Here is a 25476-nt window from a genome sequence, read left to right as displayed (position 1 = left end):
CGCCCCGTGAGGTGAGCCGTTAATTTCCACCTGAGCGCAGTGAGGTACGAGACGCGACCGCAAAGGGAGCCAGGCATGGAGACAGAGCGCGCGCGGACCGACCGCTTGGGCTTGCTGCTCGACCAGTTCGACAAGGCCAGGGAGATGGCCCAGGTGCGGCTGACGGGGCTCAGCGACGAGGAGTACCGGTGGGAGCCGGTGCCCGGTTCCTGGTCGATCCGGCGCCGGGGCGAGGCGGCCACGCCCAGGGCGTTCGGGCCGGGCGAGTGGGTGCTTGACCTGGGCGCCCCGGACATCCCGGCGAACGAGTACGCCGAGGTCGCCCGTCAGGCGGCCGGCGGCATGAGCGTCGCCAAGATCGCCGATGACTGGAGCGTGAGTGTCGAGCGGGTCGAGCAGATCCTCGCCCACACCGGTGCGCCGGAGCCCGACGCAACGCTGGTCACGACCATCGCGTGGCGGCTGGGGCACCTTCACTTCCAGTTCGCGGGCGGATGGGAGTGGGCCTTCGGTGAACGGCTGCAGGACCCGAAGCTGATGGTCGACTTCAGCCCCTCCGCCGCCTTGACACTCGAGCGGTTCTGGGCGGTGATCGACCGCTGGCGCGACAGCGTCGCCGCCGTCACCGACGAGCAGCTCGACACGGTCGGCTTCTCGCAGTACCCGTACGGCTCCGACCCCGACGATCCGTTCGTTGCCGTGCTGGCGGGGGCCAACCTCGAGTTCATCCACCACATGGCCGAGATCGCGTTGCTGCGCGACCTGTGGCGGGCCCGCCTCACCACTCCCGGGTAGGCGGCGACCTAGGCCCACGCGACGGCGAATGCCTTATTGGGGCTACTCGTGTCCGGTGAACATGTTGATCAGGCTCTGGGGTGCGTTGTCGTCGAAGCAGAGCCGGAGAGTGTCGGCGGACTCGGTGGCGGCCGCGGCGCTGCGGGGGAACAGGGCCTGCTCGTACTCACTCAGCGCGGCCTCGACGTCATCGGGGTGATCGGCGATGGCCCTGCCGAGTTCGGCGCCGTCGTACATGGCCAGGTTGGCGCCTTCGCCGGACGGGGACATCAGGTGGGCGGCGTCGCCGATCAGGGTCACGCCGGGCAGGCGGTCCCACCGGTGCCCGATGGGCAGGGAGTGGATGGTCCGCAGAACCGGTGCGGTCTCACCGTCGGTTATCAGTGCTGTGAGCTCCGGTGCCCAGCCGTCGAACTCCTGCAGGATCCGCGCGGTGGCCGCGGCGGGATCGGTGAAGTCGATACCGGCGAACCAGTCCTGCGGCTTGTTGAGCGCGACGTAGGTGTGGAGTGTTCCGCCGCTCTCCCGGTGAGCCTGGATCCCCTTCCCCGGTTCGGGCGCGAACAGCGCGCCGCCGCCGACCGCTTTGGCGCTGGACGGGTGGCGGGTGTCACTGTCGAACAGGTAGGTCTCGATGAAGGACGTGCCGACGTACTCGGGTGTGGCGTCGGAGAGCAGCGGCCGGACTCGTGACCACGCGCCGTCGGCGCCGACCAGCAGGCTCGTGACGACGGTGGTGCCGTCGGCGAAGGTCACCTCGTGGCGGCCGTTGCCGAGGGAACGGGCACTGCTGGCCTTGTGACCCCACCGGATGGCGCCGGGGGGCAGTGAGTCGAGCAGGACCTGTCGCAGCTTGCCGCGCTGCACCTCGGGGCGTCCACCGGTGCCGTCGTCGGGTTGGTCAAGCAGAACGGTCCCGTGCCGGTCGAGGACCCGCGTCGCCTCGCGGCCCTCCAGGATGAGGCTGCGGAACTCGTCGATCAGGCCTGCCGCCTGGAGAGCCGGTTGGCCGTTGTATTCGTGGATGTCGAGCATCCCGCCCTGCGTGCGGGCGGCCGGTGAGGGCTCCGCCTCGTAGATCGTCGCCGGGATGCCGTGGACGTGCAGGACGCGGGCGAGGGTCAGTCCTCCGAGCCCGGCGCCGATGATCGTGACGTCAGTGGTCATGGTGGTTCCTTACGTGTCGCACGCCTGCCGGGCGGACACCCGGCGGGGCATCTCTGGAATGCCGTTCCAATGCCAGCCTGGAGCGGCGTTCCAGAGATGTCAAGATGGAACAGGGTTCCAGTCGTGTGCCAGGATGTACGCATGGCAACCAGGACGCGTCGTCCGGAGCGACGAGAGGAACCGCTCTCCCGGGAGCGCATCGTCGAGGCTGCGATCGGGCTTCTCGACGCGGCGGGCGAAGGCGGACTCACCTTCCGCGCACTGGCCGAGCGTCTCGCCACTGGGCCCGGTGCGATCTACTGGCACATCACGGGCAAGAACGAACTCCTCAACGCCGCCACCGACGCCGTCGTCGCCGGCGCCATGACCGCCGACACCGCCGACACTGCCGACACAACGCCGCAGGAAGCGATCCGCGCCCTCGCACTCGGCGTGTTCGACGCGATCGACGCCCACCCGTGGGTCGGCACGCAACTCGCCCGCAGCCCGTCGCAGACACCGCTGCTGCGGGTCTTCGAGCACCTCGGACGCCAGGTCCAAGCGCTCGGAGTACCCCACACCGCCCAGTTCACCGCCGCGTCCGCGCTACTGAACTACATCCTCGGAGTCGGCGGGCAGAACGCAGCCAACGCCCGCGAACACCAGCCGGACACCAACCGGACCGAGTTCCTCAACGCCGTCTCGGCCGCATGGGCAAACCTCGATCCCGACGAGTACGCGTTCACCCGAAACGTCGCAGACCAACTACGCGGTCACGACGACCGAGTCGAGTTCCTCGCCGGCATCGACCTCATCCTCACCGGGATTTCCGCCCGTCAAAAGCCGACCGACTCGGCGCCGTAAGCGGACCTAGCTTGCTAGGATGCTAGCATCGGCTTGTGGGTGATGAGGAAGTCAAGCAGTTCAACGTGTACCTGCCGATCGGGCTGATCAAGCAGGTCAAGTACCGCGCCATCGAGTCGGGCATGTCTTTGTCGGCGTTGGTCGCTGACGCGCTGCGCGCCTACCTCGACGAGGCCCAAGGGCACGGACAGCAATCGACTGAGCAGGAGACCTGACATGACGACCGAGGGAATCGAGGCCGTGTTCCTGACGACTCACAACTGGGGGAAGGCGGCGAAGTTCTTCCAGACGCTCGGCTACGAGCTGGAGTTCGCGACGGACCACAACTCCGGCCAGCTCCGCAATGGCGACGGTCCCTGCGTGTTCATCGCCGAGGTCCCCGAGGACCGGGAGCCCCAGACGCGGATCGTGCTGAAGGTGCCGGACGCAGACGCGTTCCGTCCCGATCCGGCCGTCGAGGTTGTCACGCCGTTCGAGGACACCCATTACGGGACCAGGGAGATGACGGTCCGCGACCCCGACGGGCGCCTGTGGAGCCTCCAGGCTCCCGCTCCCGCCAAGAACTGACCACGGCGAAGGGGAACACCATGGCGGACGAGCAGGACGAGCACATCGGGGCGCCGGACAGCACCGCGGTGCGGACTGCCCTCTGGCGGGCGATGCACGTCCAGGTCGACCTGCCCCCGCACGTGGTCGAGGACGAGATCGGCCTGCGGCTGGTGGGCCCCGGCGATGGCTGGCGCGACCGCCCGGACATGGACCAGCAGGCCACCAGAGGGTTCCGGGCGGCCATGGTGGCCCGCGCTCGTTTCATCGAGGACCTGATCGCCGAGCAGGCCGACCGCGGCGTCACCCAGTACGTCGTCCTGGGAGCCGGCCTGGACACCTTCGCCCAGCGCAAGCCGGAGATCGCCTCCCGCCTGCGGATCTTCGAGGTCGACCAGCCCGGCCCCCAGGCCTGGAAGCGCCACCGCCTGGTCGAACTCGGCCACGGCATCCCGGAATGGCTGCACCTGGTGCCGGTCGACTTCGAGGCGAACGCGTCCTGGTGGGAGCAACTGGCCGCTGCCGGCTTCGATCCCGGCCGACCGGCGGTCATCGTCTCCACCGGCGTCACCATGTACCTCACCGAAGACGCCACCGTCGCCACCCTGCGCCAGATCGCCGGGCTCGCCCCCGGCTCGACACTCGCCATGACGTTCCTGCTGCCGACCGAACTCATCGACGACGCCGATCGCCCCGGCCTCCGGGCGAGTGCGGAAGGTGCGCGAGCATCCGGAACACCCTTCATCAGCTTCTACACCCCGCAGAGGATGCTGGCACTGGCCCGCGAAGCCGGCCTCGCCGACGCCCACCACGTGTCGGGGGCTTTGCTCGCCGAGCGCTACTTCGCCGATCGCACCGACGGCCTCCGCCCGTCAAGCGGAGAGGACCTGCTGCTGGCCACCACCTGACCCCCTCGCCGGCAAAAGCACCCGCTCCTACGGGCGCCGGAGCCTCACAGCCAGGAAGGACGGCTGGCTGTGGGTCTTGTCATAGCGACGTGGGTCAACCAGCCGAGCTGCCTCTGTGGCCCGCGCCTCCACCAGGCTTTCCAGCACGAACCCGGCACCGAGAAGCTCGCCGAGAAACCTCTCCAGCGTCATGCGCCAGTAACTGATGGCGAATCCATCCCCGATGGCGAGCTCAACCCGCTCATCGGCGAAGTAGGAATCCCCGAAGTACGTCCAGTCGCTGGTGGGGTGGGTCGTCGAGACCAGCAAGATGCCGCCGGGCCGCAGTACGCGCCTGATCTCGGCGAGCAGTTGTCCGCGTGCGTCGATGTGGTGATAGACGAGGGCCATCACGGCCAGGTCGAACGACTGATCCCCCAGGAAGGCCAGCGGCTCCTCCAGGTCGTGGTGGTGCAAGATGGCGCCGTCTCCGAGACGCTCCCGCGCAGCGTGCAAAAGGGTCTCGCTCCCTTCGACGCCGACGACCTGCACGGCCCCCGACTTCAGCAGTTCGGCTGCGTAGTGGCCGGCCCCACATCCAAGATCCAGGATCCTTAGTCCGGTTACGTCACCTGCCAGCCTCAGCATGGCCGGCCGATCGGTATGCGCGTTGTAGGCATGGTCTGTAGCAAGGGCGGCGAAATACTTACCCATGTCACCGTGGTACGCGGTCTCGGATCTCATCCGATCATCCTTGCAGCAGCCGTATCCGGCTCGGGACTCGTCGGCCACTGGCAACGGGACGGTGCGGGGTACCGGATCAGCGGCGGCGCTCAGCTCACCCGCCACTGGTGCACGGCGCTGCCGTCGTCGTCGAAGGTGAGCCAGGTGCCGTCGCCCAGGGCGGTCGCGCGGCCGGTGTTCGGGAAGGGGTAGACCACCTCCCCGCGCAGGCGCATCTCGGGGGCGTCGACGATCCAGTGGCGGCCCGCACCGTACTCCTCGTCGGTGTCCGTGGTGGCGGCCAGGACGGTGTCCTCGTCGACGTAGCCGGCATCGTAGTCCCAGAGGGTGTCCTCGGCCGTGTCCTCGTCCGGGTCGGCCCCGGGGTGCAGCGGGAGGGTCTCGGACTCCAGTTCGGCGGCCTCGGAGCCGTCGTCGGCGCGGAGGCCGACCAGCAGATCGGGCCCGCCGTGGGTGACGGCGAGGAGGGTGTCGCCGGACGGGCTGACGTCGAGCAGGATGTACAGGTCGTCGCCGATACGGTCCACGGTCAGTTCCCGGCCGTCCCAGCGCGCCCACAGCAGCGGCGAGCCGTCCTGGCCCTCGCCCACGCTCAGGCCCATCCGTCCGGGGTCGGGGGGCGGCAGGTGCTCCGAACCGAGGGTGCCGGTCCCGGTGCGCGTACGGGCCAGTACGCGGCCGTCGACGGCGTCCAGGACGAGCCACTCCTCCTCGCCCTTCTCGCCCTGGACGTGGGCCCACACCGTCGAGCCGTCGGCGCTGATCCAGCACGAGCCGATGGCGGGATCACGATGGCCCGGGTCGGCGGCGTACTCCTCGTAGGAGGCGTGTACGGCCAGGCAGGACAACTCCCAGCAGGGATGCGGGTGTTCCCACCGGACCTCACCGCCGGGGCCCACCGCCCGCAGGGCGTGCGGGCCGGCGAACACCACGAAGTCCAGGGCGGGGCCGATGGCGTGCTGACTCCTGCTGCGGGGCCAGGGCGCCGGGAAGCGTACGGGCGCGGCTACCAGATCGGTGCGGAGCCGGTCCAGGTCGTGGGCTATGAGTTCGGCGTCGGTGCGCCGGATGACCAGGCGGCGGCCGGCCGGCCACCGCACGATGCCCGGCGGGGCATCGCCCGGTCCGGCGGGAATGGCGATCGTGGCGATCAGGTGGGCGGTGACGGTCATGGAATCTCCGGTTCGGTTGAGGCCCAACCCGAACGGTACGGCCGATGGATTCCCTGCACGTCATCGAGCCCGATCCTCGTCGTTTGCGGCTGGTGACACGGTTCTTACCGGCCCCCAGCCGGATGGGCCGTGCGGTCCTTCGGCCTTCAGGCCGACGAGGGTGGTGGCGATGGCCGGCAGGTTCGGCGCGGCTTCCACCGCGTCGAGCGCGCGTTGACCGCGAGCCGGGCCGACTCGCTGGCGCCCCTTCCACGGAATCCCCGGATGCGTCGGCTCCGGCCGTGAGGGACTCCGCGTGCCGAGCCCACGCCTGTGGAGTGAGCTGCCTCACAAGCTGTCACAGCGATCGATCACGCGGTGTCTTGTGCCCGAACCCCTTGGAGCGAAGGAGACACCGTGACTGAGAACACCGATGTGGTCGTGATCGGCGGCGGATACGCCGGTGTCATGGCGGCCAATCGCCTGACGCAGCGCGACGACGTGACAGTGACGCTGATCAATCCGCGCCCGGCCTTCGTCGAGCGGATCCGTCTGCACCAACTGGCGGGCGGGTCCCACGCCGCGGTCGTCGACTACACAGACGTCCTGGCCGGGGGCATCCGGCTGGTGGTCGACACCGTGGCACGGATTGACGCGGCCGGGCGCAGCGTGGTGTTGGCGACCGGCGACACGGTCGGCTACGACTACCTGATCTACGCAGTGGGCAGTGGCAGCGCCGACCCGAGCGTGCCCGGAGCGGCCGAGTTCGCCTATCCGATCGCCGGCCTGGAGGAGGCGGAGCGGCTGCGGTCGGTCCTGGACGCCACACCTGCAACGGCCGCGGTGACGGTTGTCGGAGCCGGTCCGACCGGCATCGAGACCGCCGCCGAGCTGGCGGAGCTGGGCCGCACCGTGACCCTGGTGTGCGGCGAGGTGCTGGGCCCGTATCTGCATCCTCGGGGTCGGCGCTCGGTTGCCAAGCGGCTGGCCAAGCTCGGTGTGACCGTACTCGAAGGCCCCGACGCGAAGGTGACGGCCGTGACGCGCGATGCCGTGCGGCTCGGTGGCGGCCGCGAGCTGCCGAGCAAGGTGACCATTTGGACCGCTGGATTCGGCGTGCCGGACCTGGCCGCCCGCAGTGGGCTGAGCACGGACGCCTTGGGCCGCCTGCTCACGGACGAGACGTTGACGAGCGTGGACGACGTGCGCATCGTCGCGGCCGGGGACTCGGCGGCGCCGTCGGACCTGCCGTTCCGAATGAGCTGCCAGGCCGCAGGTCCTCTGGGTGCGCACGCCGCCGACACGGTGCTCAGCCGGATCGCGGGTGGGCAACCCGCGCCCATCGAGCTGGGGTTCGCCGGACAGTGCATCAGCCTGGGTCGTCGCGCCGGCATCTTCCAGTTCGCCCACAGGAACGACGTCGCGATGAGGCTCTGTCTCGGCGGCCGACCTGGCGCGAAGATCAAGGCGTTCGTCTGCTGGGGCACTGTCAAGCAGCTGGCTGACGAGGCACGCAAGCCCGGTTCGCTCAGCTGGGCCTGGGCCAGGGATGACAAGCGCAGTCAGCTGCTGGAGGCCAGGCGCGCCGAGGCGCCGGTCACTGCTGAACGGGCAGCCTAGCCAGGCATTCGTGGGCGGTCCGGTCGAACGAAAAAACCTTGCTGTGGATGCACACTTGAAGGCCTTCGGTAACCGGGGCCGCCCGCGAAGGAAAGGGCTCGAGAGATGACCGACCACGCCACTGACCCGGCGACCGAGACTTTCGTCGCCCACCGCAACCTGCTCTTCACCGTCGCCTACGAGATGCTCGGATCGGCGGCCGACGCCGAGGACGTCCTCCAGGAAACCTGGCTGCGGTGGGTCGAGGTCGACTTGGGGCAGGTGCGCGACCAGCGCGCCTACCTGGTCCGGATCACGACCCGGCAGTCGCTCAACCGGCTGCGCGCGATGAGTCGCCGCAAGGAGGCGTATGTCGGCCCCTGGCTGCCGGAGCCGCTGCTCACCGCGCCTGACGTGGCCGAGGACGCCCTGCTCGCCGAGAGTGTGTCGATGGCGCTGATGCTCGTCCTCGAAACGCTGTCGCCGACCGAACGCGCCGTCTTCGTACTGCGCGAGGTCTTCGATGTCGGCTACGACGAGATCGCGGCCGCCGTCGACAAGACCCCCGCGGCCGTCCGTCAGATCGCCCACCGCGCCCGCCGGCACGTCGACGCCCGCCGCCCCCGCCAGGTGGTCTCCCCCGGCGAGACCCGGGCGGCTCTGGAGTCGTTCCGGCGCGCACTCGAGACCGGGGACCCGCAGGGCCTCCTTGACGTGCTCGCCCCGGAGGTCGTCATCGTGAGCGACGGCGGCGGCTTCAAGCAGGCCGCGCTGCGCCCGATCACCGGCGCCGGGAAGGTGGCCCGCTTCATGGTCGGTGTTCTCGGCAAACACGAACGCCCGATAACCGTCGCTCCCACCGTGGTCAACGGCAACCCGGCGCTTCTCGTACGCCTGGACGGCGAGATCGACGGCGTCCTGGCGATCCGTGTCGAGGACGCCCAGATCACCGGCCTCTACTACGTCCGCAACCCGGCCAAGCTGTCCCGCGTGGAATCCGAGACCCCGCTCGCTCTGCGATGAATACCGGCGGCGGAAAAGCCACGATGAGTTTGAATTTTTTCGCGAAGCCGACGGCGCGGGAGCCGGTTGCAAGGAAAGGCAAAGAGGAATACCCACTCCTTGTCACTTTCAACTTATAACGCACTGGGGGGCTTGCGGCAAGGCCCCGGTCGTGGGGCAGAATCGCGGGCCGAGGTCAGAAGCTGCAGAAATAGGGGATTCACGAAGTGCATGTGCTGTTGTCGGTTTATGGGTCGTGCGGTCACGTCGATTCGGTGGTGGGACGCACAGCGTCCGCGGCCGCGGACCGGAGCTGATGACATGAACCCTCTGACCACCAGCGCGTTCGACCTTCCCGACCGCCTCTCCCCCAAGGCCGACCCGGGGCTGATCGACCGCGACGAGCAGCACTTCGCGGCCATCGCGGAGAGCCTCGAGCAAGCGATCGCCGAACTGTCCGACCGCCTCGAGGCCGAGCTCAGGGCTCCCGGCGGCATCGGCCGGGAGGCGATGGACCGGGACACGGAGATCCACCGGCTGACGGGGCGTCTGCGCGCGTTGCGTCGCTTCGGTCTGGACCTGTGCCTGGGACACATCGTCAGTACGGACAGTCCCGAGCCTGTGTACATCGGACGCCTCGGCCTCACCGACAGCACCGGGCGCCGGCTGCTGCTCGACTGGCGCTCCCCCGCGGCCGAGCCGTTCTTCGCGGCGACCCACGCCAGCCCGATGGGTCTGGCGAGCCGCCGCCGGTATCGCTGGGCCGGCGGCCGGATCAGCGACTACTGGGACGAAGTGTTCACCGCAGACGGGCTCGAAGGGCACGCGGCGCTCGACGATCAGTCCGCGTTCATCGCCGGCCTGGGCGGCAACCGGTCGGCCCGGATGCGCGATGTGCTCGCCACCATCCAGGCCGATCAGGACGCCGTCATCCGCGCGGGATCCCGCGGCGCTCTGGTCGTCGACGGTGGTCCGGGTACGGGCAAGACCGTCGTCGCTCTGCACCGCTCCGCCTACCTCCTCTACTCCGACCCTCGCCTCGGTCACCGTCGGGGCGGCGTGCTGTTCGTCGGTCCGCACCAGCCCTATCTGGCGTACGTCGCCGATGTCCTGCCCAGCCTGGGAGAGGAGGGCGTACAGACCTGCACCCTGCGGGATCTGGTCGCCGAGGGAGCCGGAGCGGCGATCGAGACCGACCCGGGCGTGGCCCTGCTGAAGTCGTCCGCGGAACTGGTGAAGGCGATCGAGCCGGCGGTCGGCATCTACGAGGAGCCGCCCACCGAGGGGATGACCGTCTCGACCCACTGGTCCGACATCTGGCTGAGCGCCGACGACTGGGCGGCGGCGTTCGAAGCAGTGGAACCAGGTACTCCGCACAACGAGGCGCGTGACCAGATCCGGGAGGAACTGCTCACGATCCTGATCGACAAGGACGACAGCGACGCCTCGCCCGACCTGCTCCGGAGGTCGCTGCTGCAGGACCGGGAGCTGATCAGGACCCTCAATCGTGCGTGGCCGATGCTCGAGGCTAGTGACCTCGTCGGAGATCTCTGGTCGGTGCCCGCCTACCTGCGCAAGTGCGCTCCCTGGCTCAGCCCCGATGACGTTCGCAAGCTGCAGCGTCAGGACGCTCAGGCCTGGACGGTGTCCGACCTGCCGCTCCTGGACGCGGCACGGCAGCGGCTCGGCGACCCGGAGGCGTCACGACGCAAGCGCCGGCACGACGCCTCTGTAGCGGCCGAGCGTGCGCGCAGGGCCGACGTCATCGACGGCCTGCTGGAGGCCGACGACGACGGTGAAGGTGCGGTGACGATGCTGCGCGGACAGGACCTGCAGGACAGCCTGATCGACGAGAGCGCGCTGCCCGGCACCGATCCGGAGCCTCTCGCCGGCCCGTTCGCGCACATCATCGTGGACGAGGCGCAGGAACTGACCGACGCGGAGTGGCAGATGCTGCTGCTCCGCTGCCCGTCCCGCAGCTTCACCATCGTCGGGGACCGCGCCCAGGCCAGGCACGGGTTCACGGAGTCGTGGCAGGAACGGCTGGAGCGCGTCGGGCTCGACCGGATCAACGTGGCCTCCCTGAGCATCAACTACCGCACGCCGGAAGAGGTCATGGCGGAAGCCGAGCTGGTCATCCGAGCCGCACTCCCGAACGCCAATGTGCCGACCTCCATCCGCAGCGGAGGCATCCCTGTCCTCCACAGTTCTGTTGCGGATCTGGGCTCGGTCCTCGACACCTGGCTCGCTGCGCATGCCGAGGGAATCGCCTGCGTCATCGGTGATCCCAGGTTCCGGGCGACGTCCCGCGTCCGGTCGCTGACCCCGGAGCTCTCGAAGGGGCTCGAGTTCGACCTGGTCGTCCTCGTCGAGCCGGAAAGGTTCGGCAAGGGCATCGAAGGAGCCGTCGACCGCTATGTCGCGATGACCCGGGCGACCCAGCAACTCGTCATCCTCACGGGCTCCTGACGGCGGGCAGGACAACGTGGTGGTGCCGGGCAGCGTAAACGACCTGGATTTTCGGCTGTCCGGCGTGGAACCTGATCGTGTGGATATCGCCGAGGACGGTGTCGAGTGGTCGGTCATCAGCGACGGTCATGAGTGGCGGGTGGCCTGGCACCCGCCACCCGATCCTCCACCTGGCACCGGGCACGGGTCGGCCGGGATCTGCGTCGTCGGAGACCGGGCTGTGCTGGTCACCAGCGACGGCCGGCGGTGGGGCCTGCCCGGCGGGCGGCCCGAGCCGGGTGAGGATTGGTTGGCCACCCTGCGCCGTGAGGTCGGCGAGGAGGCCTGCGCCACGGTGGTCGAGGCGCGTCTGCTCGGCTACAGCCGCGGTGCGTGCCTGCAGGGGCCGGAGGCCGGTCTGGTGCTGGTCCGGTCGCTTTGGCTTGCGCAGGTGACGCTGGATCCATGGGAGCCACGGTTCGAGATGACCGCGCGTCAGCTCGTGCCTGCAGGTGAGGCGCCGGCGTTCATGTGGATCGCGGACGGGTTCGCGCAGATGTACCAGCGGATGTTCGCGGAAGCCGCGTTGGCGACCGAGACGCACGAGCGACCGGGCGGCGGCATGTCTCGCTGCGAAAGCTGAGCTCTACCCCCGCTGGGACGGTCCCAGGAACCGGTATTCCTTGGGTGAGAGCCCGTAGGCGGCGCGGAAGGAGCGGGTGAAGTCGGAGGCGCGGGGGAAGCCCCAGCGGGCGGCGATGGCATGGATCGGCGTGGTGCCCAGCGAGGAGTCCGCCAGGTCGCGGCGGGCGCCGTCCAGCCGCCGGCTGCGGATCCAGGCCGCGACCGTTTCGCCCTGCAGCTGTTGCTGAAAGATCCGGTACAGGTAGCTGAGGGATATGTGGTGCGCGGCTGCGATCACGGGTGGCGTCAGCTCCGGGTCGTGCAGGTTCTGCCGGATGAACGCCTGGATGCGTCGCGCCATGGCCTGCTGGCGGGTCTCCGGCGGCAGGGCCGCCTCGGCATCCAGCACTTGGGCGAACCAGGCCGACATCAGGTCGAGTACGACCGTGCCCAGGCGTGGCCCGTCGGACGGCTGGAGGGCTTCGGCCTGGCGTTCCAGGCCGACGAGGAACTCCGTCAGCAGGGCGCCGAGGCCCTCCCGCCCCGACTGCCCCCGGCCCAGCAACTCGCGTACCCGGTCCGGGGGTATGGGAAGCAGTTCCTTGGGGCAGTCCACGCCCATGCCCTTGACGACGCGGCGCTCCCGGTTGTCTGCCGGCCGGAGGTCGTAGGGCCGCGAACTGTCCGCCAGGTGCAGGTCATGTGGACCGAACGTGCTGGTCCGCCCGACGTGGTCGAGAGCCAGCCCGCCGTCGAGCAGCAGGGTGAGGTGGTAGACCTCGGGGTCGGACTGGCGCACCAGTTTCGGGCTCCGCCGGTAGCGCGTCGGCAGGAACGAGGTCACCATGACGGTCACCGGCCCGAGGTCCATCAGCCGTTGCTCCGCCCAGAAGTCAGCGGCGTGGGCACTGCTCATGTCGCTGGGTGACCGCGTCCGGCCGATCAGCTCTCGCCAGTGGTCGAACCTGTCTTCCGCAGGCACGTCCTCGCTCCGGAACACGGTCCCGATCATTGCGTCCCTCCCCGATATCCCCGCCGGGCGCTCCCGCCGTAATCCTTTCACGAGGGCCCAGATCCCTGTGGGTTCACAGGGAGGCCTGGGTCATGATGACGGTCATGACGTTGTCGACGGCGTTCACGAAGTTGTTCGGTGTGCGGCATCCGATCGCGCTGGCGCCGATGGGTGGTTCGGCCGGTGGTGAACTGGCGGCGGCCGTGTCACGCGGCGGCGGGCTCGGGTTGCTGGGCTCCGGGAACGGGGACGCGGACTGGCTGGCCCGTGAGCTGCCCATCGTGGCACAGGGCACCGCGGGCCCCTGGGGCGTCGGTCTCTGGACCTGGGCGATCGATGTCGGCGCGGTCGAGCGGGTATTGGAGCACAGCCCCAGGGCGGTGATGTTGTCGTTCGGGGACCCGAGCCCTTTCGCCGAACGGATCCGCCGGGCGGGCGCGGCACTGATCCTTCAGGTCACCGATCTGGAGGAGGCGCGGCAGGCCGTGGACCTGGGCGCCGACGTCATCGTGGCGCAGGGCACGGAGAGCGGTGGTCACGGCGCCCGGCACGGACGGTCCACCTTGCCGTTCGTACCGCTGGTGGTGGACCTGGCGGCACCCCTGCCGGTGCTGGCGGCCGGCGGGATCGCCGACGGCCGCGGGGTGGCCGCGGCCCTGGCTCTGGGCGCGGCGGGGGCGGTCATCGGCACCCGCTTCCAGGCCACGGCCGAAGCCCTGGTCCACCCGTCGATCGCCACCGCGATCGTCGAGGGACGCGGGCAGGACACCGAGCGCAACCGCGTCCTGGACATCGCCCGCAGCTCCAAGTGGCCCTCGCGGTACACCGCTCGCACCCTGGGCCATCGCTACCTCGACCAATGGCGGGGCCGGGAAGCGGAACTCGCCGCGGATCCCCAGGCACGACGGGCTTACCAGGACGACGTGGCACGGGGCGAGGTTCCCCCGCTTCCCGTATGGGCCGGCGAGGCGGTCGACCTCATCACCGACCTCCCGCCTGCGGCCGACCTCGTCGCCACCCTGGCCGCGCAGGCCGAGGACGCCCTGACCCGAGCCGGGAGGCACTGACCGAGAACCGGCTCGGAAGTAGCCGCCGGTGCTCACTTCATCACGTCGGCGTCCGGGCGGCGGACGGCGCGGTCCCCTCATGGGATGGCTGCGGAAGCCCGGCGCGTATCGCGGGAAGCGCGAGGACTACGGTCACCGCCGCGATCTGCCACACCGCGCCGAAGCCCAACACCCCCGAGGTGCCGACGAGTACGGAGACGGGCCCGGCTGCGGCCAGCCCGACGGGTCCGAGGGCGAACGCCCCGAAGGCATCGTAGGCGTTGACCCGGGCGACCATGCCCGGCGGGATCTGGCTCTGAACCGCGGTCGCGTAGAGGGTGCCGCACACCGCGGATCCGATGCCGGCGACCAGTGCGGTGGCGCAGATCCACGGCAGCGACCGGCCGGTGGCGAGCGCGGCGGACGGCAGTGCCCAGCCCAAGGTGGACACCGTCGCCACAAGAAGCGGCCGGCGCGGACGGCGGCCGAGCAGGGCCAGGCCGCCGGCCACCGCACCGCCCCCGTAGAGAGCCATGACCAGGCCCCACGAAGTCGCCCCGCCGAGCCGCCGCTCGGCGACGACGGGGCCGAGGACCAGGAACGGCGCCCAGACGAAGAGGTTGAAGAGACAGACGTGCACGGTGCTGACCCAAAGCCAGATGCGGGACCTGAACTCCGACCAGCCTTCCCGGAGTTCTGTGACAAAGGACGAGGGGGTCACCGTAGACCGCGCCGCGCGGGGCAACAGGAGTAGCGCGGCAATGCTCACCGCGTAACTGGCGGCGTCCATCGCAAGGACCGAGGCCGCGCCGGACACCGCGGTCAGCAGGCCGGCGAGCATCGGGCCCGCGATGGACGTCGCCGAACGCGCGACGCCGAGCAGGGCGTTGCCGTCGGACAGCGTGCCCGCGCGCACGATGTGCGGCACAAGGGCCCCAAGAGCGGGGGTGAACAGGGCCTCCGCGGCGCCCCAGAGGGCGACAAGTCCGACCAGGGCCCACAGGCCCGGATCACCACCGAGCAGAAGCACGGCAAGGCCGAGCTGGGTGAGGCAGCGCACTGCGTCGGCCGCCAGCATCACCTGGCGGCTGCCCACACGGTCGGTGACCACCCCGCCGGCGAGCAGCACGAGAACCAGCGGCAGGATCCTGGCCGTCAGGACCCAGCCCAGCTCTGTGCCTCCGCCGCCGCTCTCCAGGACCGCGAAGGTCAGCGCGATGGAGGCCATCGCGGATCCGAGCAGGGAGGTGGTGTAGCCGATGAAGAAACGGCGGAAGTCGCGCTCCCGCAGCACCGCAAGGCGGCGATCAAGGGACATGAACGCAGGATGCAAGAACCAGGCGGCGACACGCCAGGACCCCGACGCAGAAACTTGAGTCCGGTCAAGTCAATCTATGATGGCTGAAGCCTTACAGCTGGCGTGATTTACTGCGGTAGGTGCACTTGAGTCAGCCCGTGGAGTACGCCGTCGCCGTCGACCGGTTCCTGTCCGCCGCCGACCTGGGCAATGGCTCACGCCGGATCTACCGGATCGCTCTCACCACCTGGGCCTGGGCATTGGCGGACCTCACCCCACCGATGGGCGACGGCCGCCGCAACGCCACTCCCCCGGCCCTCCCGCTGCCCCTGCTGGACACCCCGCTCGCCGCGGCCCGGCTACGGAGCGCCTTCGATGCACGGTCCGCAGCCGTTGGCGTTCGCACCGCCAACCGGGAGCTGTCGATTCTCGTCGGCGCGGTGAACTGGTGGAGGGCGCAGGGCTGGCTGACCGGTGATCCCACAGCCGGGCTGCGCCCCCTGCCCCTGCCGAAGCCACGAGGCAAGGAGTCCCGGATCGACGCGCACCAGGCCCGCGCCGTCCTGGAACTGCGCGCCCCACTGCGCGAGCAGAGCTTCTGGCATCTCCTGTACGAGACCGGGGCACCGATCGAACGCGTCCTCGCACTCGACGTCGACGACCTGAACCTGCCCGGCCGCCGCACCCGTGAGCGCAGGGACGGATCCCTGCGCTGGGGCGACGGTGCGGCCCTGCTGCTGCCTCTGCTGGTGCTCGGCCGAGTCGACGGGCCGCTGTTCACCACCAGCCGCGGACGCCTGTCGTACCGCCGCGCCGCCGAGATCTTCACCGCGGCCACTCGCCCACTCGATCCGCGCGGGCACGGATGGACGCTCCATCAGTTCTCGGCAGCGGGCCGGCACTGAGGCGACTGGGCCGACCTCATGGACGAACTCGACGTACAGCGTGCCGGAGTTGATCTCCGGCTCAGCCCGGGCGCAGGGGTTACTTGCCGTCGGCGATGAGCTTGCCGGCGACACCCCAACTCTCCGGTGAGGTCTCCTGGATCCACACCTGGACGGTGTCCGCCGGGATCTTGTACGCGTCGACGAAGGCGTCGGTGATCCGGGCGACCAGTTCGCGCTTGAGCTCGATGCTGCGGGGGCCCTGCTGGACGGTGACGATAGGCATGATCCACTCCTTGCTGCTGTGTGCTGTACCCCTCGGCGGCCGGTCCTGCCGTCCCGGCCGGGGGGGGCTTCCTGGAGACAAGTCCACACCCGGACGGCTCGCCGACCCAGACCCGATCCGCGCCTGCAGCGATCACGAGTCGAGATCGCCGCGCGCCACTGCGCGGCAGGCGTCGAGCAACGGGCGCAGCCGCGCCGTGGGGGTGGACCGGTGCACGGCCAGCACGGTGGGCAGCGCCAGGGGCTCGCCGCTCGCATCGCGCACCGGTACGAAGGCGACCCGCTCGCTGCGCAGTTGCGCGGCGTGGGACGCGTATATCACCGTCCAGGCGTCACGACCGGTGCCCAGGGTGGCCAGAGTGTCCTGCAGGGAGCCGTGGCTGGGGCCGGGGACCGGTTCGAAGCCTGCGTCGCGGCAGGCACCGAGCACCAGGTCCACCAGGGGTGGATTGTTGCGCCGGGCTGTCAGGAAGAGCGGCAGCTCGGCCAGTTGCTCCAGCCGGAGGCCGGACTCCGCCGCCAGCGGGTGACGGGCGGGCAGCGCTGCCACAAGTTCGTCGCGCCAGACCGGCACCTGTATGAGCTGCTCCGGGGCGTCGACCTCGCCGCGAAGGAACGCCGCGTCCCACTCGCGGTCTGCGACGCGGCGCAATCGCTGGTCCACCGGCCCGGAAGCGAGTTCGACCTTGATGTGCGGCGCGAGCCGCTGCAGGGCCTCCAGCACCTCGTCCAGGCGCTCACCCATGCCGGTGCTGGTGCCGATCCTCAGCAACGCGCCGCGGTCCGCGGTGAACTGCTCCACCGCCGCCAGCGCTCGCTGCTCGGCATCGAGTACTTCCCGGGCGGCCGGCAGGAAACGCTCGCCGGCTTCCGTCAGCCGGACCCGGCGCGGCGAGCGGTCCAGCAGCTCCAGGCCCAGCTCCCGCTCCAGACGCCGCACCTGCTGGCTCACCGCCGACTGCGCGATGAGCAGCCGCTCGGCGGCCCGGCCGAAGTGCAGGTCCTCCGCCACCGCGACGAAGTACCGCAGCTGTCGCAGCTCCATGCCCCTCCTGTCTGACTCCCGGTCGTGCTGCGGCCAGGCTAGGGCGTGGATCGCAGGCCTCGGAACGGACGGCCGCGTTCTCGGCGACGACCGACAGGATCTCGATGGCGGTGGGCCCGGCCGGACAGTCCTGGTTCTGCTCCTTCAGAGGCTACGGGCGGTGATGTCGCCGCGGGAGGTGGTGGCGCGGATGTCGAGTTCGGCGGTGCCATCGTTCTTGAGGGCGTTGCTGACGCGGCCGTAGTCGGTGCCTGCGTCCAGGGCGGCCGAGACGCCGGCGGCGGCGGCGACCGAAATGTCGCCGGACTGGGTGCGAAGCACGACCTTGCCGCGCACGGCCTCGGCGATCCGGATGTCGCCCCTTGCGGTGCTGATCTCCGCGGGGCCGTTGAGACGGCCGACCTCGACGTCGCCGTCGATCGCAGTGAGGCGGACGCTCGCGGCCTCGTCGATCTTGATCTGCCGGTACGCGCCTTCGAAGGCGACGTCGCCCAGGCGTCCGACGCCGCGGAGCTCGGCGCTGGCGGACTTGGCCTCGATGCGGGAGCCGGTGGGCAACTGGACGGTGACCTCCAGGGATCCGGAGGGGCCGAAGAGCTGGCTGTTGGAGGTCGAGGCCGTGATCCGAAGGACGCCGTCTGCGTAGGCGACGGTGGTCCGCTCAGCGGTCTTGACGTCGCGGCTCGTGGAGGGGTTGGCGGGCAGGACCTCGACGGTGGTGTCGGCGCGGTCTGCGGCGATGAACTGGATGCGTCCGGCGGGGATGTCCAGGACGGCGGAGATCGGGGCCGGGGTGTCGAACTTCTGCATCATGCTCTCCCGTGCTCGCTCGTTGTTTCTGACACAGGAAACGCTACGTTGCTTTCCATAGCGCGACAACATATTCGTTGCATAGAATATGCATCACCGCAGGTAGAGACCTAGAAACTGTTGCAACAGCCTTGAGAGCAACGCAACGATAATCACTCTGATCATTGCAATGGGTGAGAAGTGAACGCTATGGTGGGGATCAGGGACCGCCAGACCGCCACGAAGGATCACCAAGGAGATCGCGATGCCGGGAGGCAGGCTCACCCAGCAGGAACGCCAGCAGATCGCGCTGGGGCTGGCCGACAGCCTCCCCTACGCCGAGATCGCCCGACGCCTCGACCGTCCGACCTCGACGATCACGCGTGAGGTGATGCGCAACGGCGGCCCCACCGCCTACCGCGCCGACCTGGCCCACCGCGCCACCGAACGCCGCGCCCACCGGCGCAGGCCCGCCTCCTCCCGAGGGCCGGAGTCAGTCCCCCAGCCGCACGGACGTGACGCCGAGGCCGTGGCCGAGTACGAGGAAACGCTCACCACCGTCCTCATGGCTTCGGGCCTGACCAAGATGACGGCCCGGGTGCTGACCTGCCTGTTCACCACCGACGCGGGCAGCCTCACCGCGTCCCAACTCGCCCAGCGCCTCCAGGTCAGCCCGGCGTCCATCTCCAAAGCGATCGCCTTCCTGGAGAGCCAGAGCCTTGTGCGCCGAGAACGCGACGAACGCCGCCGCGACCGCTACGTCGTCGACGACGAGCTCTTCTACCAGGCGACGATCGCCAGCGCCCGATCCAACGACCAGCTCGTCGAAACCGCACGCCAAGGCGTCGTCATCCTGGGAGCCCACACCCCCGCCGCCACCCGCCTGGAGAACGTCGCCCGTTTCCTCGACTTCATCAGCGAAAGCATCACCCGCGCCGCCGAACAGGCCCGCGAAGTCCTCCACACCAGACCCGAAACAACCTACAACGACACCACCCAGCCAAGTCCGGACCACGGATAGACAGCCGTCTCGATCGTCACAGCCAAGAGACGCCCCAGGGACAGCTGCACGGCTGTGGGCACACCTGCGACAGATCTCAGGGCGCGCTGTCGTCCACGGCTGCGGGATTCAGCGACCCCAGCAGTTTCAGCAGCAGTGAGTGCACCTGCTCCCGCTCCGCCGGCGTCAGCGCCTCCAGAGCTTCGGCGTGGGTGGCGTCCACCTCGCGTCTGGCCTCCGCCGCGAGCCGCCGGCCGGCCTCCGTGGCGTGCAGTCGCTGCGTACGCCGGTCGCCGGGGACGGTGCGACGCTCCAGGAGCCCCCGCTCGACCAGCCCGTTGACCGCGGCGCCCATGGACTGCGGGGTGATCGCCGCCCTGCGCGCCACGGTCGCACTGGAGACGCCCGGATCGAGGATGGCCTGCGACAGGGCGCTGTTCTGGGCGAGGGTCAGCTGGAACGGGCGCAGCGTGCGCTCGACCCGGGACGCCATGATCTGGCCGATCTGCCAGGCCACATGGCCAGTGCGCCAGTCGGAATCGTTCACAGGGCGGACCCCTTTGTAAGGCAACTGATTATGATGTACAAAAGATTATCAGTTGACTTCTATTCTAGGACTGCACCCGATGTCCCAGCGAGTCTCCACCCGACAGCCTCACGAGCACATCCTGGACGTGGCCCACGCGCCACCCCGCCCCGGAACCTCGCGTGCCGTCCTGCTGCCGGTAGCGATCGCCCTGCTGATCGGCACCGTGTTCGTCAGCGTCTATCTCGCCGCCTTCCACGCGCCGCACCCCCATCGGCTCCGCGTCGGCACGACGGAGATCGGAACGCATCAGGAGCACCTGCGCCAGGACCTCGCGCGCGTCACCCCGGGCGGTTTCACGCTGGAGACCTACCCCGACGAATCAGCCGCCCGCAAGGCCGTCCAGGACAGGACCGTGTACGCGGCCTACCTCGGCGGCGGGAGCCTGCTCTACGGCAGCGCCAACGGAGCCGCCGTCACCGCGACCGTGACCACCGCCTTCGGTTCCGTGGCCCGCGCGGAGCACCAGGACCTCTCCGTCGAGGACGTCGCCCCCGCGGCGGCAGGCGACACCCGTGGGCTCTCCGTCTTCTACGCGGCCTTCGGCCTGGTGCTGGCCGGATACCTGTTCGGCATGACGACCTACCAGGTCGCGCCCCGGCTCCAGTACCGCTGGCGCATGGCCAGCCTGGCCTCGTTCGGAGTCATCGGCGGCCTCCTGGTCACCGCCATCGCCGGGAGCGCGGGCTTCGGCGCGCTGCCCGGCCCCTTCCTGCCCCTCGCCGTCGTCGTCGCCCTGATGGGCGCCGCGGTCGCCGCCACGACCATGGCGCTGCTGCGGCTGTTCGGCTCCGCGGGCGTCAGTCTCGCCTCGATCCTGCTGCTGATCCTCGGCAACAGCAGCAGCGGCGGGATCATGCCGGCCGCCTACCTTCCCGCCTGGCTGCGCCCGTTGTCCGAGATCCTGCCCGTCGGCGTGGGCGTACGCGCGATGCAGGGGCTCTCCCGGTTCCAGAACGACGGTCTGACCCGGGCCCTGGTGATCCTCCCGCTGTGGATACTCGGCGCCGCCGCCGTGCTGTACCTGAAGGACGTGTTCCGGCGCGACGCGGGCAGCGGCGCGCGGAACATGGTCAGCCAGCCCCAGCCTGCGGCGGGCTGACGCCGCGGTGGGCCCGGCGGCACCCCGCCGGGCCCTTGGTGCGACGGTCAGCGGCGCATCAGCGCGAAGACCCCCCAGCCGAGGTACTCGCGCTCGTACCGGGCATAGCGGAGGGGCGCGGTGGTGAGTTCGGCTCGCAGCTCGGCGGCCAGTTCGTCGTCGGGGTTGAGGTCGAGCCAGCGGCGGATGTTGAACCACTGCGCCGCCCGGTACCGGTCCCAGCTGTCCTGATCGGCGAGGACCATCTCCACGACGTCGTAGCCGAGTGCGCCGAACTGTTCGATGAGCTCCGGGAGCGACCGGAATTCTTCCTTGCTGCCGGCGTGGCAGGCCTCGACGATCTGCTGGTCCGGCGGCTCATGGCGCCAGTAGGGCTCGCCGATCAGCATGATGCCGCCGGGCCGGAGGCTGCGTTGCAGCAGTTCCACCGTGCCGGCCACTCCGCCGCCGATCCATGTGGCCCCGATGCAGGCGGCCAGGTCCACCGGTTCGTCGGCCACATAACCGGATGCGTCGCCGTGAATGAATTCGACCTGCTCGGTGACGCCCAACTCGGCGGCACGGGTGCGGGACTTCTGGATGCCCGCCGTGCTGATGTCCACTCCGGTCCCGGTGATCCGGTGTGCGCGTGCCCAGGTGCAGAGCATCTCGCCCGACCCGCTCGCCAGGTCGAGTACCCGCGTTCCCTGTACCAGGCTCAGTGCCTGCCCCAGGGCGGCCAGTTTCTCGCTGGTGAACGGGTTGTGGATGCGGTGGCTGGTTTCGCTGATGGTGATGCTACGTGGAAGATCCACTGGTGAGGTTCCTTGCGTCCGATGAGGTGATGGCGGTTGCGGAAGGCGTCCGGTCGTAACCGGCCGCAGTCGTCTGAACCGTCATGAAATGCACCCCATCAGGTCGCGTGGATCTCCAACTGCCGGTGAAGCTAGGGCGCTGGACATCGTGATGTCCACCGGTTTTCGTTCAGTGGGCGGTCCGGGGGACGTCGCGGGCGTTGGGCGGGGCGTAGCCGTTGGTGTCCAGGCCCCAGGCCAGGACACGGGTGGGGTGGATGCGGATCAGGTCTGAGGTGAAGCCGGGGCGCATCGGGTCGGCGGCCAGGGTTTCCGCGGTGCCGCGGATCTCGATGCCGCGCGGGCTCCAGGGGTCGATGGAGGCGAGATCGTCGATGACGATCGAGACCCGGGGGTCGGCCTGGATGTTGCGGAACTTGCGGCTGGCGGCCAGGTTGTGGCCGCCGACGTCGATGGTGCCCAGCTCACGGTTGTAGGTGAAGCCGACGGGCCGCACCTGCGGGGCCTTGTCGGGGGCGAGGGTGGACAGGCGGCCCAGGGGCTGGCTGTCGAGGTAGGCCTGCTCGGCGTCGGTGAACACGCTCATGGTTGTTTCTCCTGGAGTCGGGTGGCGGGGTGCTCAGGCAGTGGCGCTCAGCAGGGCGGGCAGCCCTTCCCGGACGGTGGGGTGCTCGAAGCGGAAGCCGAGCGAGGTCAGCCGTGCATTGGCGTACAACGCGTCGGTGGCCAGGTACTCGTAGCCGATCTGGCCGGCGAACAGCCGCATCAGTGGGGCGGGGACCGCGCGGTAGCGCGCCTGCACGCCCAGGGCCTGGGCGGCGAGCTCGTTGATCTGATGGAAGGTGACCGGTTCGTCGTCCACGACGAACAGCAGACGTCCGGTGGCCTCGAAGGAGGTGGCGGGCTGGGCTGCCAGGAAGGCGACCGCACGGCCCACGTCGGTCACCGCCACCGGGCTGGTCGCGTGCGAGGGCCCGGCGAGTTCACCGACCGGCTTGCCCGACCGCAGCGGGTCCAGGGCGTACTGCTTGAGCCAGGCGCCGTCCCCGTAGACCGCACCGGGGAAGGCGATCACCGCGTCCAGGCCCTCCTCGATCCGCAGGCGCACCGCCTCGACCGCCTCGGTGACGTAAGGGCCGAACCCGGTGGGGTTGGGCTTCATGCTCTCGTCCCGCTTGGCGCCGGGGCCGGTCTCGCCGAAGTAGCTGTTGCCGCTGATGTAGACCACCCGGGCGCCAGGTGCGACGGCGTCCAGCAGCGCATCGTCCTGGGCCAGGCGCTCGGCCTGGTACCGGCGGGCGGCGCGAGGGGTGAGCCGGCTGCCGAAGGTGGAAGGCTGTGCCGCGTGCACCACACGGTCGGCGGCCCGCACCTGCTCCTGCCATGCACCGGGGGCCGACAGATCCCCGGCGACGGGCTCCGCCCCCAGCGCGCGGACCGCCCGGGCGCTGTCGTCACTGCGGGCCAGCACCTGCACCCGGTCGCCCGCCGCATGCAGTTCACTCACCACCGCGCGGCCGATGAAGCCCGTGCCGCCCGCCACGAACGTCGTTGTCGCACTCATATCCGCGTCTCCCGCTCCTGGGCGGCCGCACTCGGACGCCCGGCATTGTCGATGATCATCTGCAACGTGCCGCCCAGCTGGGTCAGCCACTCGGCGGGAATGCCGTCGGTCAGCCGGGCCAGCGTGCCTGCCACCGTGGCCCGCATCTCGGGGTAGCGCCGCTGCGCTTCCTCGCTCAGGGCGAGCGGAGTACGCCGGGTGGCCCCGGGCTCGCCGTCGCGCACGACCAGGCCCTTGTCGACCAGCCGCCCCACCAGGCGTGAGGTCGCGCCACTGTCGGCGCCGATCGCCCGCGCCAGCTCGTTGACGGTGCGCGCACGGTCCTCGTGCAGCAGATAGATCACCGTCCACTGCGCGCCCGTTATGCCCAGCGGGGCCAGCGCCCGGTCGTGGGCGCCGTTGAGCGCGAGCACCGCCTGGTTCAGCAGAAAGCCGGGGCTGTCTCCCGGCTGCGTCAGTTCCGCCATCGCCTTCCCTCCACGTTCCACGACGGCTCGGTAGCCGCTCAGGCATTCTACTGCCTAGGCAGCAGGTGCGCGAAGACGGCCCTACCAGAACGCCACTATCGGATCGATGACACGTTCACGGCGGGCCAGGGCGCGGGCACCGTCAGCGCGGGCGCCTACAGGCTGACGGCCAGGTCGTCGAAGTGGACGACGAGTTCCACGAGCCGGGTGAGCAGGCATCGGTCGAGCGGCAGTACGTGGGCGAACATGCCGACCGGCCGGTCGAGCGGCCCGGTCGGCAACTGCTGCGCGAGCCGGGGTGCGAGCAGCGTCGAACTCCTCGGCCAGAGAGGCAGGTCCGCCGGCCACCTCCTGCTGCCCACCTCTCGGATCCGGTGCGGCACCGCAACGACCCGCCGTCGTACCGTTCGCGCTGCGGCCCGGGTGATGCCGACAATTCAGCACCCACAGGAACAACACAATTCCCACACCTCAAATCTGAGTGACGTGCGTCACGCCGGAATTGTGTCCAGTGGCACGTATTAGCCGGTTTTCGGTGGCGACAACTGCGTTCTTTTGAATCCCAATCGGGTGTTCGCCGCCACAGGCGGCAATTCAGCTGATCTTCCAGATCGGCGAATTCGGTGCCCACGACTGCCGCGGGAGCGCCTTTGGCGTGGTCGCGGGTCCGCCCGGGCGCCTGAGGGCGTGTGCCGGGGGGCCGGATCCGTAGGTCCGCACGTCTCGAAGGACCGTCGTCGACAACACCCGGCAGTAGCACGGGTGTTCGTTGCCCGGCGTGCTCGGTGATCCCCATAATGGCCGGGCTCGCTTGGGCCAAGACGGGCCGGGTGTCAGTGATGTCAGGACATCGGGCGAAGTCGGCGGGTGGATTGTGGTGTGCGGTGCGGCGGATCGGGATTCGTGAAGTCGCGGTGTGCACCCGCTCGTACGAGGGGGGGAAACGGGCGCTGCTTTGCTGCCGAGTGTCGGACCACTGAGTGAGGCCACGTATGAACAAGCATCGCCAGAAGACGAATCGCCGGAAGACAGCCGGTGTCGCGGCCATCGTGGTGGCTGCGGCCGCCGTGGGGATTCCTTCGGTCGCGCTGGCGAGCGGTGGCGGGCAGGGAGGCTGGCGCAGCGCGGCGTTCTCCTGGTGGGGATGGGGCACGTCGGGTCCGGCAGCAGGTCCGACGCCTGCCGGGTCCGCAAGCACTTCCGCAGCGGGCACCTCGGGCACTGCCGCCGCGTCCAGCATTCCGAGCGTTTCTCGTTCCGGCACCGCCCCGAGCACGTCTCCCTCGGCGTCCGCCAGCCCCACCGCTAAGCCTGCCGTCAGTACGCCCGGTACGTCTGCCTCGCCATCGAGCACTGCGAAGGCCACGAGTTCCGGCAGCGATCCCAGCGCCTCCGCCGACAGTGCGGACTCCGGTCCCACGGATCGTGTGCTGGCTCTGGTCAACGCCGAACGTGAAAAGGCGGGTTGCGCGGCGCTGACCGAGAACGCAAAGCTCACCAAGGCCGCCCAGGACCACAGCCAGGACATGGCCGATCACACGAACATGTCCCACACCGGTTCCGACGGGTCGTCCATGACCGACCGGCTCGCCCGTGTCGGGTACAGCTTCAGCTCGGCGGGCGAGAACGTCGCCGCCGGGTACACCACTCCCGAGAGCGTCATGGCCGGCTGGATGTCCAGCGCCGGCCACAAGGCCAACATCCTCAACTGTGGCTTCAAGGAGATCGGTATCGGCCTGGCGCAGCCCGGCAACTACTGGACCCAGGACTTCGGGTCGGCCCTGTAGCCGGACGGCGCC

Annotated in this window: 29 protein-coding genes; 15 read left to right on the top strand and 14 right to left on the bottom strand. The window is 69.8% G+C overall.

Annotated features, from left to right (window positions below):
- Positions 1–75 precede the first annotated feature (75 nt).
- A complete protein-coding gene (locus tag OG607_RS44350) occupies positions 76–795 on the top strand; it encodes a DinB family protein (protein WP_405736181.1) in 720 nt (239 codons plus the stop codon).
- A gap of 42 nt (positions 796–837) precedes the next feature.
- Here OG607_RS44350 and OG607_RS44345 read toward each other — a convergent pair whose 3' ends face one another.
- On the bottom strand, positions 838–1962 hold the full coding sequence (locus OG607_RS44345; RefSeq protein WP_405736180.1) for an FAD-dependent oxidoreductase: 1125 nt from the start codon (positions 1960–1962) through the stop codon (positions 838–840).
- A gap of 141 nt (positions 1963–2103) precedes the next feature.
- Between OG607_RS44345 and OG607_RS44340 the strand changes: the two genes are divergently transcribed.
- Genes OG607_RS44340 through OG607_RS44325 form a run of 4 tightly spaced genes read left to right on the top strand, consistent with a single transcriptional unit; the run spans position 2104 to position 4259 of the window.
- Positions 2104–2805 carry a TetR/AcrR family transcriptional regulator gene (locus OG607_RS44340; RefSeq protein ID WP_405736177.1) on the top strand — a complete coding sequence of 234 codons (702 nt, stop codon included), beginning with the start codon at positions 2104–2106 and terminating at the stop codon, positions 2803–2805.
- Positions 2806–2840: 35 nt separating this feature from the next.
- Positions 2841–3020, top strand: a complete 180-nt coding sequence (locus OG607_RS44335; RefSeq protein ID WP_405736175.1) for a CopG family transcriptional regulator — start codon at positions 2841–2843, stop codon at positions 3018–3020.
- 1 nt (position 3021) lies between these two features.
- A complete protein-coding gene (locus tag OG607_RS44330; RefSeq protein ID WP_405736173.1) occupies positions 3022–3372 on the top strand; it encodes a VOC family protein in 351 nt (116 codons plus the stop codon).
- 20 nt (positions 3373–3392) lie between these two features.
- Positions 3393–4259: a class I SAM-dependent methyltransferase gene (locus tag OG607_RS44325; protein WP_405736170.1), complete on the top strand. Its 867-nt coding sequence runs from the start codon at positions 3393–3395 to the stop codon at positions 4257–4259.
- Positions 4260–4286: 27 nt separating this feature from the next.
- On the opposite strand, the gene OG607_RS44320 is transcribed toward OG607_RS44325, so the two are convergent.
- Positions 4287–4982 (bottom strand): class I SAM-dependent methyltransferase, encoded by a 696-nt coding sequence (locus OG607_RS44320; protein ID WP_405736168.1) that lies wholly within the window; start codon positions 4980–4982, stop codon positions 4287–4289.
- A gap of 89 nt (positions 4983–5071) precedes the next feature.
- Entirely contained in the window at positions 5072–6154 is a 1083-nt protein-coding gene (locus OG607_RS44315) for a hypothetical protein (RefSeq protein WP_405736166.1), read from the bottom strand.
- 396 nt (positions 6155–6550) lie between these two features.
- On the opposite strand from OG607_RS44315, the gene OG607_RS44310 reads away from it, so the two are divergent.
- The 4 genes from OG607_RS44310 to OG607_RS44295 all read left to right on the top strand — a co-directional run bounded on the left by OG607_RS44310 (position 6551) and on the right by OG607_RS44295 (position 11825).
- On the top strand, positions 6551–7753 hold the full coding sequence (locus OG607_RS44310) for an NAD(P)/FAD-dependent oxidoreductase (protein ID WP_405736163.1): 1203 nt from the start codon (positions 6551–6553) through the stop codon (positions 7751–7753).
- Between the two features lie 105 nt (positions 7754–7858).
- Entirely contained in the window at positions 7859–8755 is an 897-nt protein-coding gene (locus OG607_RS44305) for an RNA polymerase sigma-70 factor (protein ID WP_405736160.1), read from the top strand.
- A gap of 300 nt (positions 8756–9055) precedes the next feature.
- Positions 9056–11203 (top strand): RNA polymerase recycling motor ATPase HelR, encoded by a 2148-nt coding sequence (gene helR, locus OG607_RS44300; RefSeq protein ID WP_405736157.1) that lies wholly within the window; start codon positions 9056–9058, stop codon positions 11201–11203.
- Positions 11204–11222: 19 nt separating this feature from the next.
- Positions 11223–11825 (top strand): NUDIX domain-containing protein, encoded by a 603-nt coding sequence (locus OG607_RS44295; protein WP_405736154.1) that lies wholly within the window; start codon positions 11223–11225, stop codon positions 11823–11825.
- A gap of 3 nt (positions 11826–11828) precedes the next feature.
- Here OG607_RS44295 and OG607_RS44290 read toward each other — a convergent pair whose 3' ends face one another.
- On the bottom strand, positions 11829–12818 hold the full coding sequence (locus OG607_RS44290; RefSeq protein WP_405736151.1) for an AraC family transcriptional regulator: 990 nt from the start codon (positions 12816–12818) through the stop codon (positions 11829–11831).
- Between the two features lie 104 nt (positions 12819–12922).
- Between OG607_RS44290 and OG607_RS44285 the strand changes: the two genes are divergently transcribed.
- On the top strand, positions 12923–13885 hold the full coding sequence (locus tag OG607_RS44285) for an NAD(P)H-dependent flavin oxidoreductase (protein WP_405736148.1): 963 nt from the start codon (positions 12923–12925) through the stop codon (positions 13883–13885).
- A gap of 40 nt (positions 13886–13925) precedes the next feature.
- On the opposite strand, the gene OG607_RS44280 is transcribed toward OG607_RS44285, so the two are convergent.
- Positions 13926–15182: an MFS transporter gene (locus tag OG607_RS44280; RefSeq protein ID WP_405736145.1), complete on the bottom strand. Its 1257-nt coding sequence runs from the start codon at positions 15180–15182 to the stop codon at positions 13926–13928.
- A gap of 125 nt (positions 15183–15307) precedes the next feature.
- Here OG607_RS44280 and OG607_RS44275 point away from each other — a divergent pair, with 125 nt between their 5' ends.
- Positions 15308–16066 carry a hypothetical protein gene (locus OG607_RS44275; protein WP_405736142.1) on the top strand — a complete coding sequence of 253 codons (759 nt, stop codon included), beginning with the start codon at positions 15308–15310 and terminating at the stop codon, positions 16064–16066.
- Between the two features lie 79 nt (positions 16067–16145).
- On the opposite strand, the gene dmpI is transcribed toward OG607_RS44275, so the two are convergent.
- The 3 genes from dmpI to OG607_RS44260 all read right to left on the bottom strand — a co-directional run bounded on the left by dmpI (position 16146) and on the right by OG607_RS44260 (position 18185).
- Entirely contained in the window at positions 16146–16331 is a 186-nt protein-coding gene (gene dmpI, locus OG607_RS44270; protein WP_405736139.1) for a 4-oxalocrotonate tautomerase DmpI, read from the bottom strand.
- A gap of 132 nt (positions 16332–16463) precedes the next feature.
- On the bottom strand, positions 16464–17375 hold the full coding sequence (locus OG607_RS44265) for a LysR substrate-binding domain-containing protein (RefSeq protein WP_405736136.1): 912 nt from the start codon (positions 17373–17375) through the stop codon (positions 16464–16466).
- A 144-nt stretch (positions 17376–17519) separates the two neighbouring features.
- Positions 17520–18185 (bottom strand): DUF4097 family beta strand repeat-containing protein, encoded by a 666-nt coding sequence (locus tag OG607_RS44260; RefSeq protein ID WP_405737466.1) that lies wholly within the window; start codon positions 18183–18185, stop codon positions 17520–17522.
- 244 nt (positions 18186–18429) lie between these two features.
- On the opposite strand from OG607_RS44260, the gene OG607_RS44255 reads away from it, so the two are divergent.
- Positions 18430–19185 (top strand): helix-turn-helix domain-containing protein, encoded by a 756-nt coding sequence (locus OG607_RS44255; RefSeq protein WP_405736132.1) that lies wholly within the window; start codon positions 18430–18432, stop codon positions 19183–19185.
- Positions 19186–19261: 76 nt separating this feature from the next.
- Here OG607_RS44255 and OG607_RS44250 read toward each other — a convergent pair whose 3' ends face one another.
- Positions 19262–19711, bottom strand: a complete 450-nt coding sequence (locus OG607_RS44250; RefSeq protein WP_405736129.1) for a MarR family winged helix-turn-helix transcriptional regulator — start codon at positions 19709–19711, stop codon at positions 19262–19264.
- A 79-nt stretch (positions 19712–19790) separates the two neighbouring features.
- Between OG607_RS44250 and OG607_RS44245 the strand changes: the two genes are divergently transcribed.
- Positions 19791–20852: an ABC transporter permease gene (locus tag OG607_RS44245; RefSeq protein WP_405736126.1), complete on the top strand. Its 1062-nt coding sequence runs from the start codon at positions 19791–19793 to the stop codon at positions 20850–20852.
- 47 nt (positions 20853–20899) lie between these two features.
- Here OG607_RS44245 and OG607_RS44240 read toward each other — a convergent pair whose 3' ends face one another.
- The 5 genes from OG607_RS44240 to OG607_RS44220 all read right to left on the bottom strand — a co-directional run bounded on the left by OG607_RS44240 (position 20900) and on the right by OG607_RS44220 (position 24039).
- Positions 20900–21646 carry an SAM-dependent methyltransferase gene (locus OG607_RS44240; protein WP_405736124.1) on the bottom strand — a complete coding sequence of 249 codons (747 nt, stop codon included), beginning with the start codon at positions 21644–21646 and terminating at the stop codon, positions 20900–20902.
- 169 nt (positions 21647–21815) lie between these two features.
- Positions 21816–22232 (bottom strand): PPOX class F420-dependent oxidoreductase, encoded by a 417-nt coding sequence (locus OG607_RS44235; protein WP_405736121.1) that lies wholly within the window; start codon positions 22230–22232, stop codon positions 21816–21818.
- A gap of 33 nt (positions 22233–22265) precedes the next feature.
- Positions 22266–23210 (bottom strand): NAD-dependent epimerase/dehydratase family protein, encoded by a 945-nt coding sequence (locus tag OG607_RS44230; protein ID WP_405736118.1) that lies wholly within the window; start codon positions 23208–23210, stop codon positions 22266–22268.
- Positions 23207–23677, bottom strand: a complete 471-nt coding sequence (locus OG607_RS44225) for a MarR family winged helix-turn-helix transcriptional regulator (protein WP_405736115.1) — start codon at positions 23675–23677, stop codon at positions 23207–23209. Before OG607_RS44225 ends, OG607_RS44230 begins: the two co-directional genes overlap by 4 nt.
- Positions 23678–23832: 155 nt before the next feature.
- A complete protein-coding gene (locus tag OG607_RS44220) occupies positions 23833–24039 on the bottom strand; it encodes a hypothetical protein (RefSeq protein ID WP_405736112.1) in 207 nt (68 codons plus the stop codon).
- Between the two features lie 782 nt (positions 24040–24821).
- On the opposite strand from OG607_RS44220, the gene OG607_RS44215 reads away from it, so the two are divergent.
- A complete protein-coding gene (locus tag OG607_RS44215; protein WP_405736109.1) occupies positions 24822–24986 on the top strand; it encodes a hypothetical protein in 165 nt (54 codons plus the stop codon).
- A gap of 118 nt (positions 24987–25104) precedes the next feature.
- Entirely contained in the window at positions 25105–25464 is a 360-nt protein-coding gene (locus tag OG607_RS44210) for a CAP domain-containing protein (RefSeq protein WP_405736106.1), read from the top strand.
- Positions 25465–25476: the final 12 nt, after the last annotated feature.

This window comes from Streptomyces sp. NBC_01537, from assembly GCF_045040445.1.
Classification (GTDB): Bacteria; Actinomycetota; Actinomycetes; order Streptomycetales; family Streptomycetaceae; genus Actinacidiphila.
This window is presented reverse-complemented; position numbering and strand designations above follow the sequence as displayed.

Excerpts from the sequence above, each read along its gene's own strand:
- OG607_RS44235 (WP_405736121.1), bottom strand. The coding sequence starts at position 22,232 with ATGAGCGTGTTCACCGACGCCGAGCAGGCCTACCTCGACAGCCAGCCC.
- OG607_RS44345 (WP_405736180.1), bottom strand. The coding sequence starts at position 1,962 with ATGACCACTGACGTCACGATCATCGGCGCCGGGCTCGGAGGACTGACC.
- OG607_RS44330 (WP_405736173.1), top strand. The coding sequence starts at position 3,022 with ATGACGACCGAGGGAATCGAGGCCGTGTTCCTGACGACTCACAACTGG.
- OG607_RS44280 (WP_405736145.1), bottom strand. The coding sequence starts at position 15,182 with ATGTCCCTTGATCGCCGCCTTGCGGTGCTGCGGGAGCGCGACTTCCGC.
- OG607_RS44290 (WP_405736151.1), bottom strand. The coding sequence starts at position 12,818 with ATGATCGGGACCGTGTTCCGGAGCGAGGACGTGCCTGCGGAAGACAGG.
- OG607_RS44325 (WP_405736170.1), top strand. The coding sequence starts at position 3,393 with ATGGCGGACGAGCAGGACGAGCACATCGGGGCGCCGGACAGCACCGCG.
- OG607_RS44320 (WP_405736168.1), bottom strand. The coding sequence starts at position 4,982 with ATGAGATCCGAGACCGCGTACCACGGTGACATGGGTAAGTATTTCGCC.
- OG607_RS44260 (WP_405737466.1), bottom strand. The coding sequence starts at position 18,185 with ATGCAGAAGTTCGACACCCCGGCCCCGATCTCCGCCGTCCTGGACATC.
- OG607_RS44230 (WP_405736118.1), bottom strand. The coding sequence starts at position 23,210 with ATGAGTGCGACAACGACGTTCGTGGCGGGCGGCACGGGCTTCATCGGC.
- OG607_RS44350 (WP_405736181.1), top strand. The coding sequence starts at position 76 with ATGGAGACAGAGCGCGCGCGGACCGACCGCTTGGGCTTGCTGCTCGAC.
- OG607_RS44340 (WP_405736177.1), top strand. The coding sequence starts at position 2,104 with ATGGCAACCAGGACGCGTCGTCCGGAGCGACGAGAGGAACCGCTCTCC.
- helR (WP_405736157.1), top strand. The coding sequence starts at position 9,056 with ATGAACCCTCTGACCACCAGCGCGTTCGACCTTCCCGACCGCCTCTCC.
- OG607_RS44305 (WP_405736160.1), top strand. The coding sequence starts at position 7,859 with ATGACCGACCACGCCACTGACCCGGCGACCGAGACTTTCGTCGCCCAC.
- OG607_RS44315 (WP_405736166.1), bottom strand. The coding sequence starts at position 6,154 with ATGACCGTCACCGCCCACCTGATCGCCACGATCGCCATTCCCGCCGGA.
- OG607_RS44215 (WP_405736109.1), top strand. The coding sequence starts at position 24,822 with ATGGGGCACGTCGGGTCCGGCAGCAGGTCCGACGCCTGCCGGGTCCGC.
- OG607_RS44245 (WP_405736126.1), top strand. The coding sequence starts at position 19,791 with ATGTCCCAGCGAGTCTCCACCCGACAGCCTCACGAGCACATCCTGGAC.
- OG607_RS44255 (WP_405736132.1), top strand. The coding sequence starts at position 18,430 with ATGCCGGGAGGCAGGCTCACCCAGCAGGAACGCCAGCAGATCGCGCTG.
- OG607_RS44225 (WP_405736115.1), bottom strand. The coding sequence starts at position 23,677 with ATGGCGGAACTGACGCAGCCGGGAGACAGCCCCGGCTTTCTGCTGAAC.
- OG607_RS44265 (WP_405736136.1), bottom strand. The coding sequence starts at position 17,375 with ATGGAGCTGCGACAGCTGCGGTACTTCGTCGCGGTGGCGGAGGACCTG.
- OG607_RS44285 (WP_405736148.1), top strand. The coding sequence starts at position 12,923 with ATGACGTTGTCGACGGCGTTCACGAAGTTGTTCGGTGTGCGGCATCCG.
- dmpI (WP_405736139.1), bottom strand. The coding sequence starts at position 16,331 with ATGCCTATCGTCACCGTCCAGCAGGGCCCCCGCAGCATCGAGCTCAAG.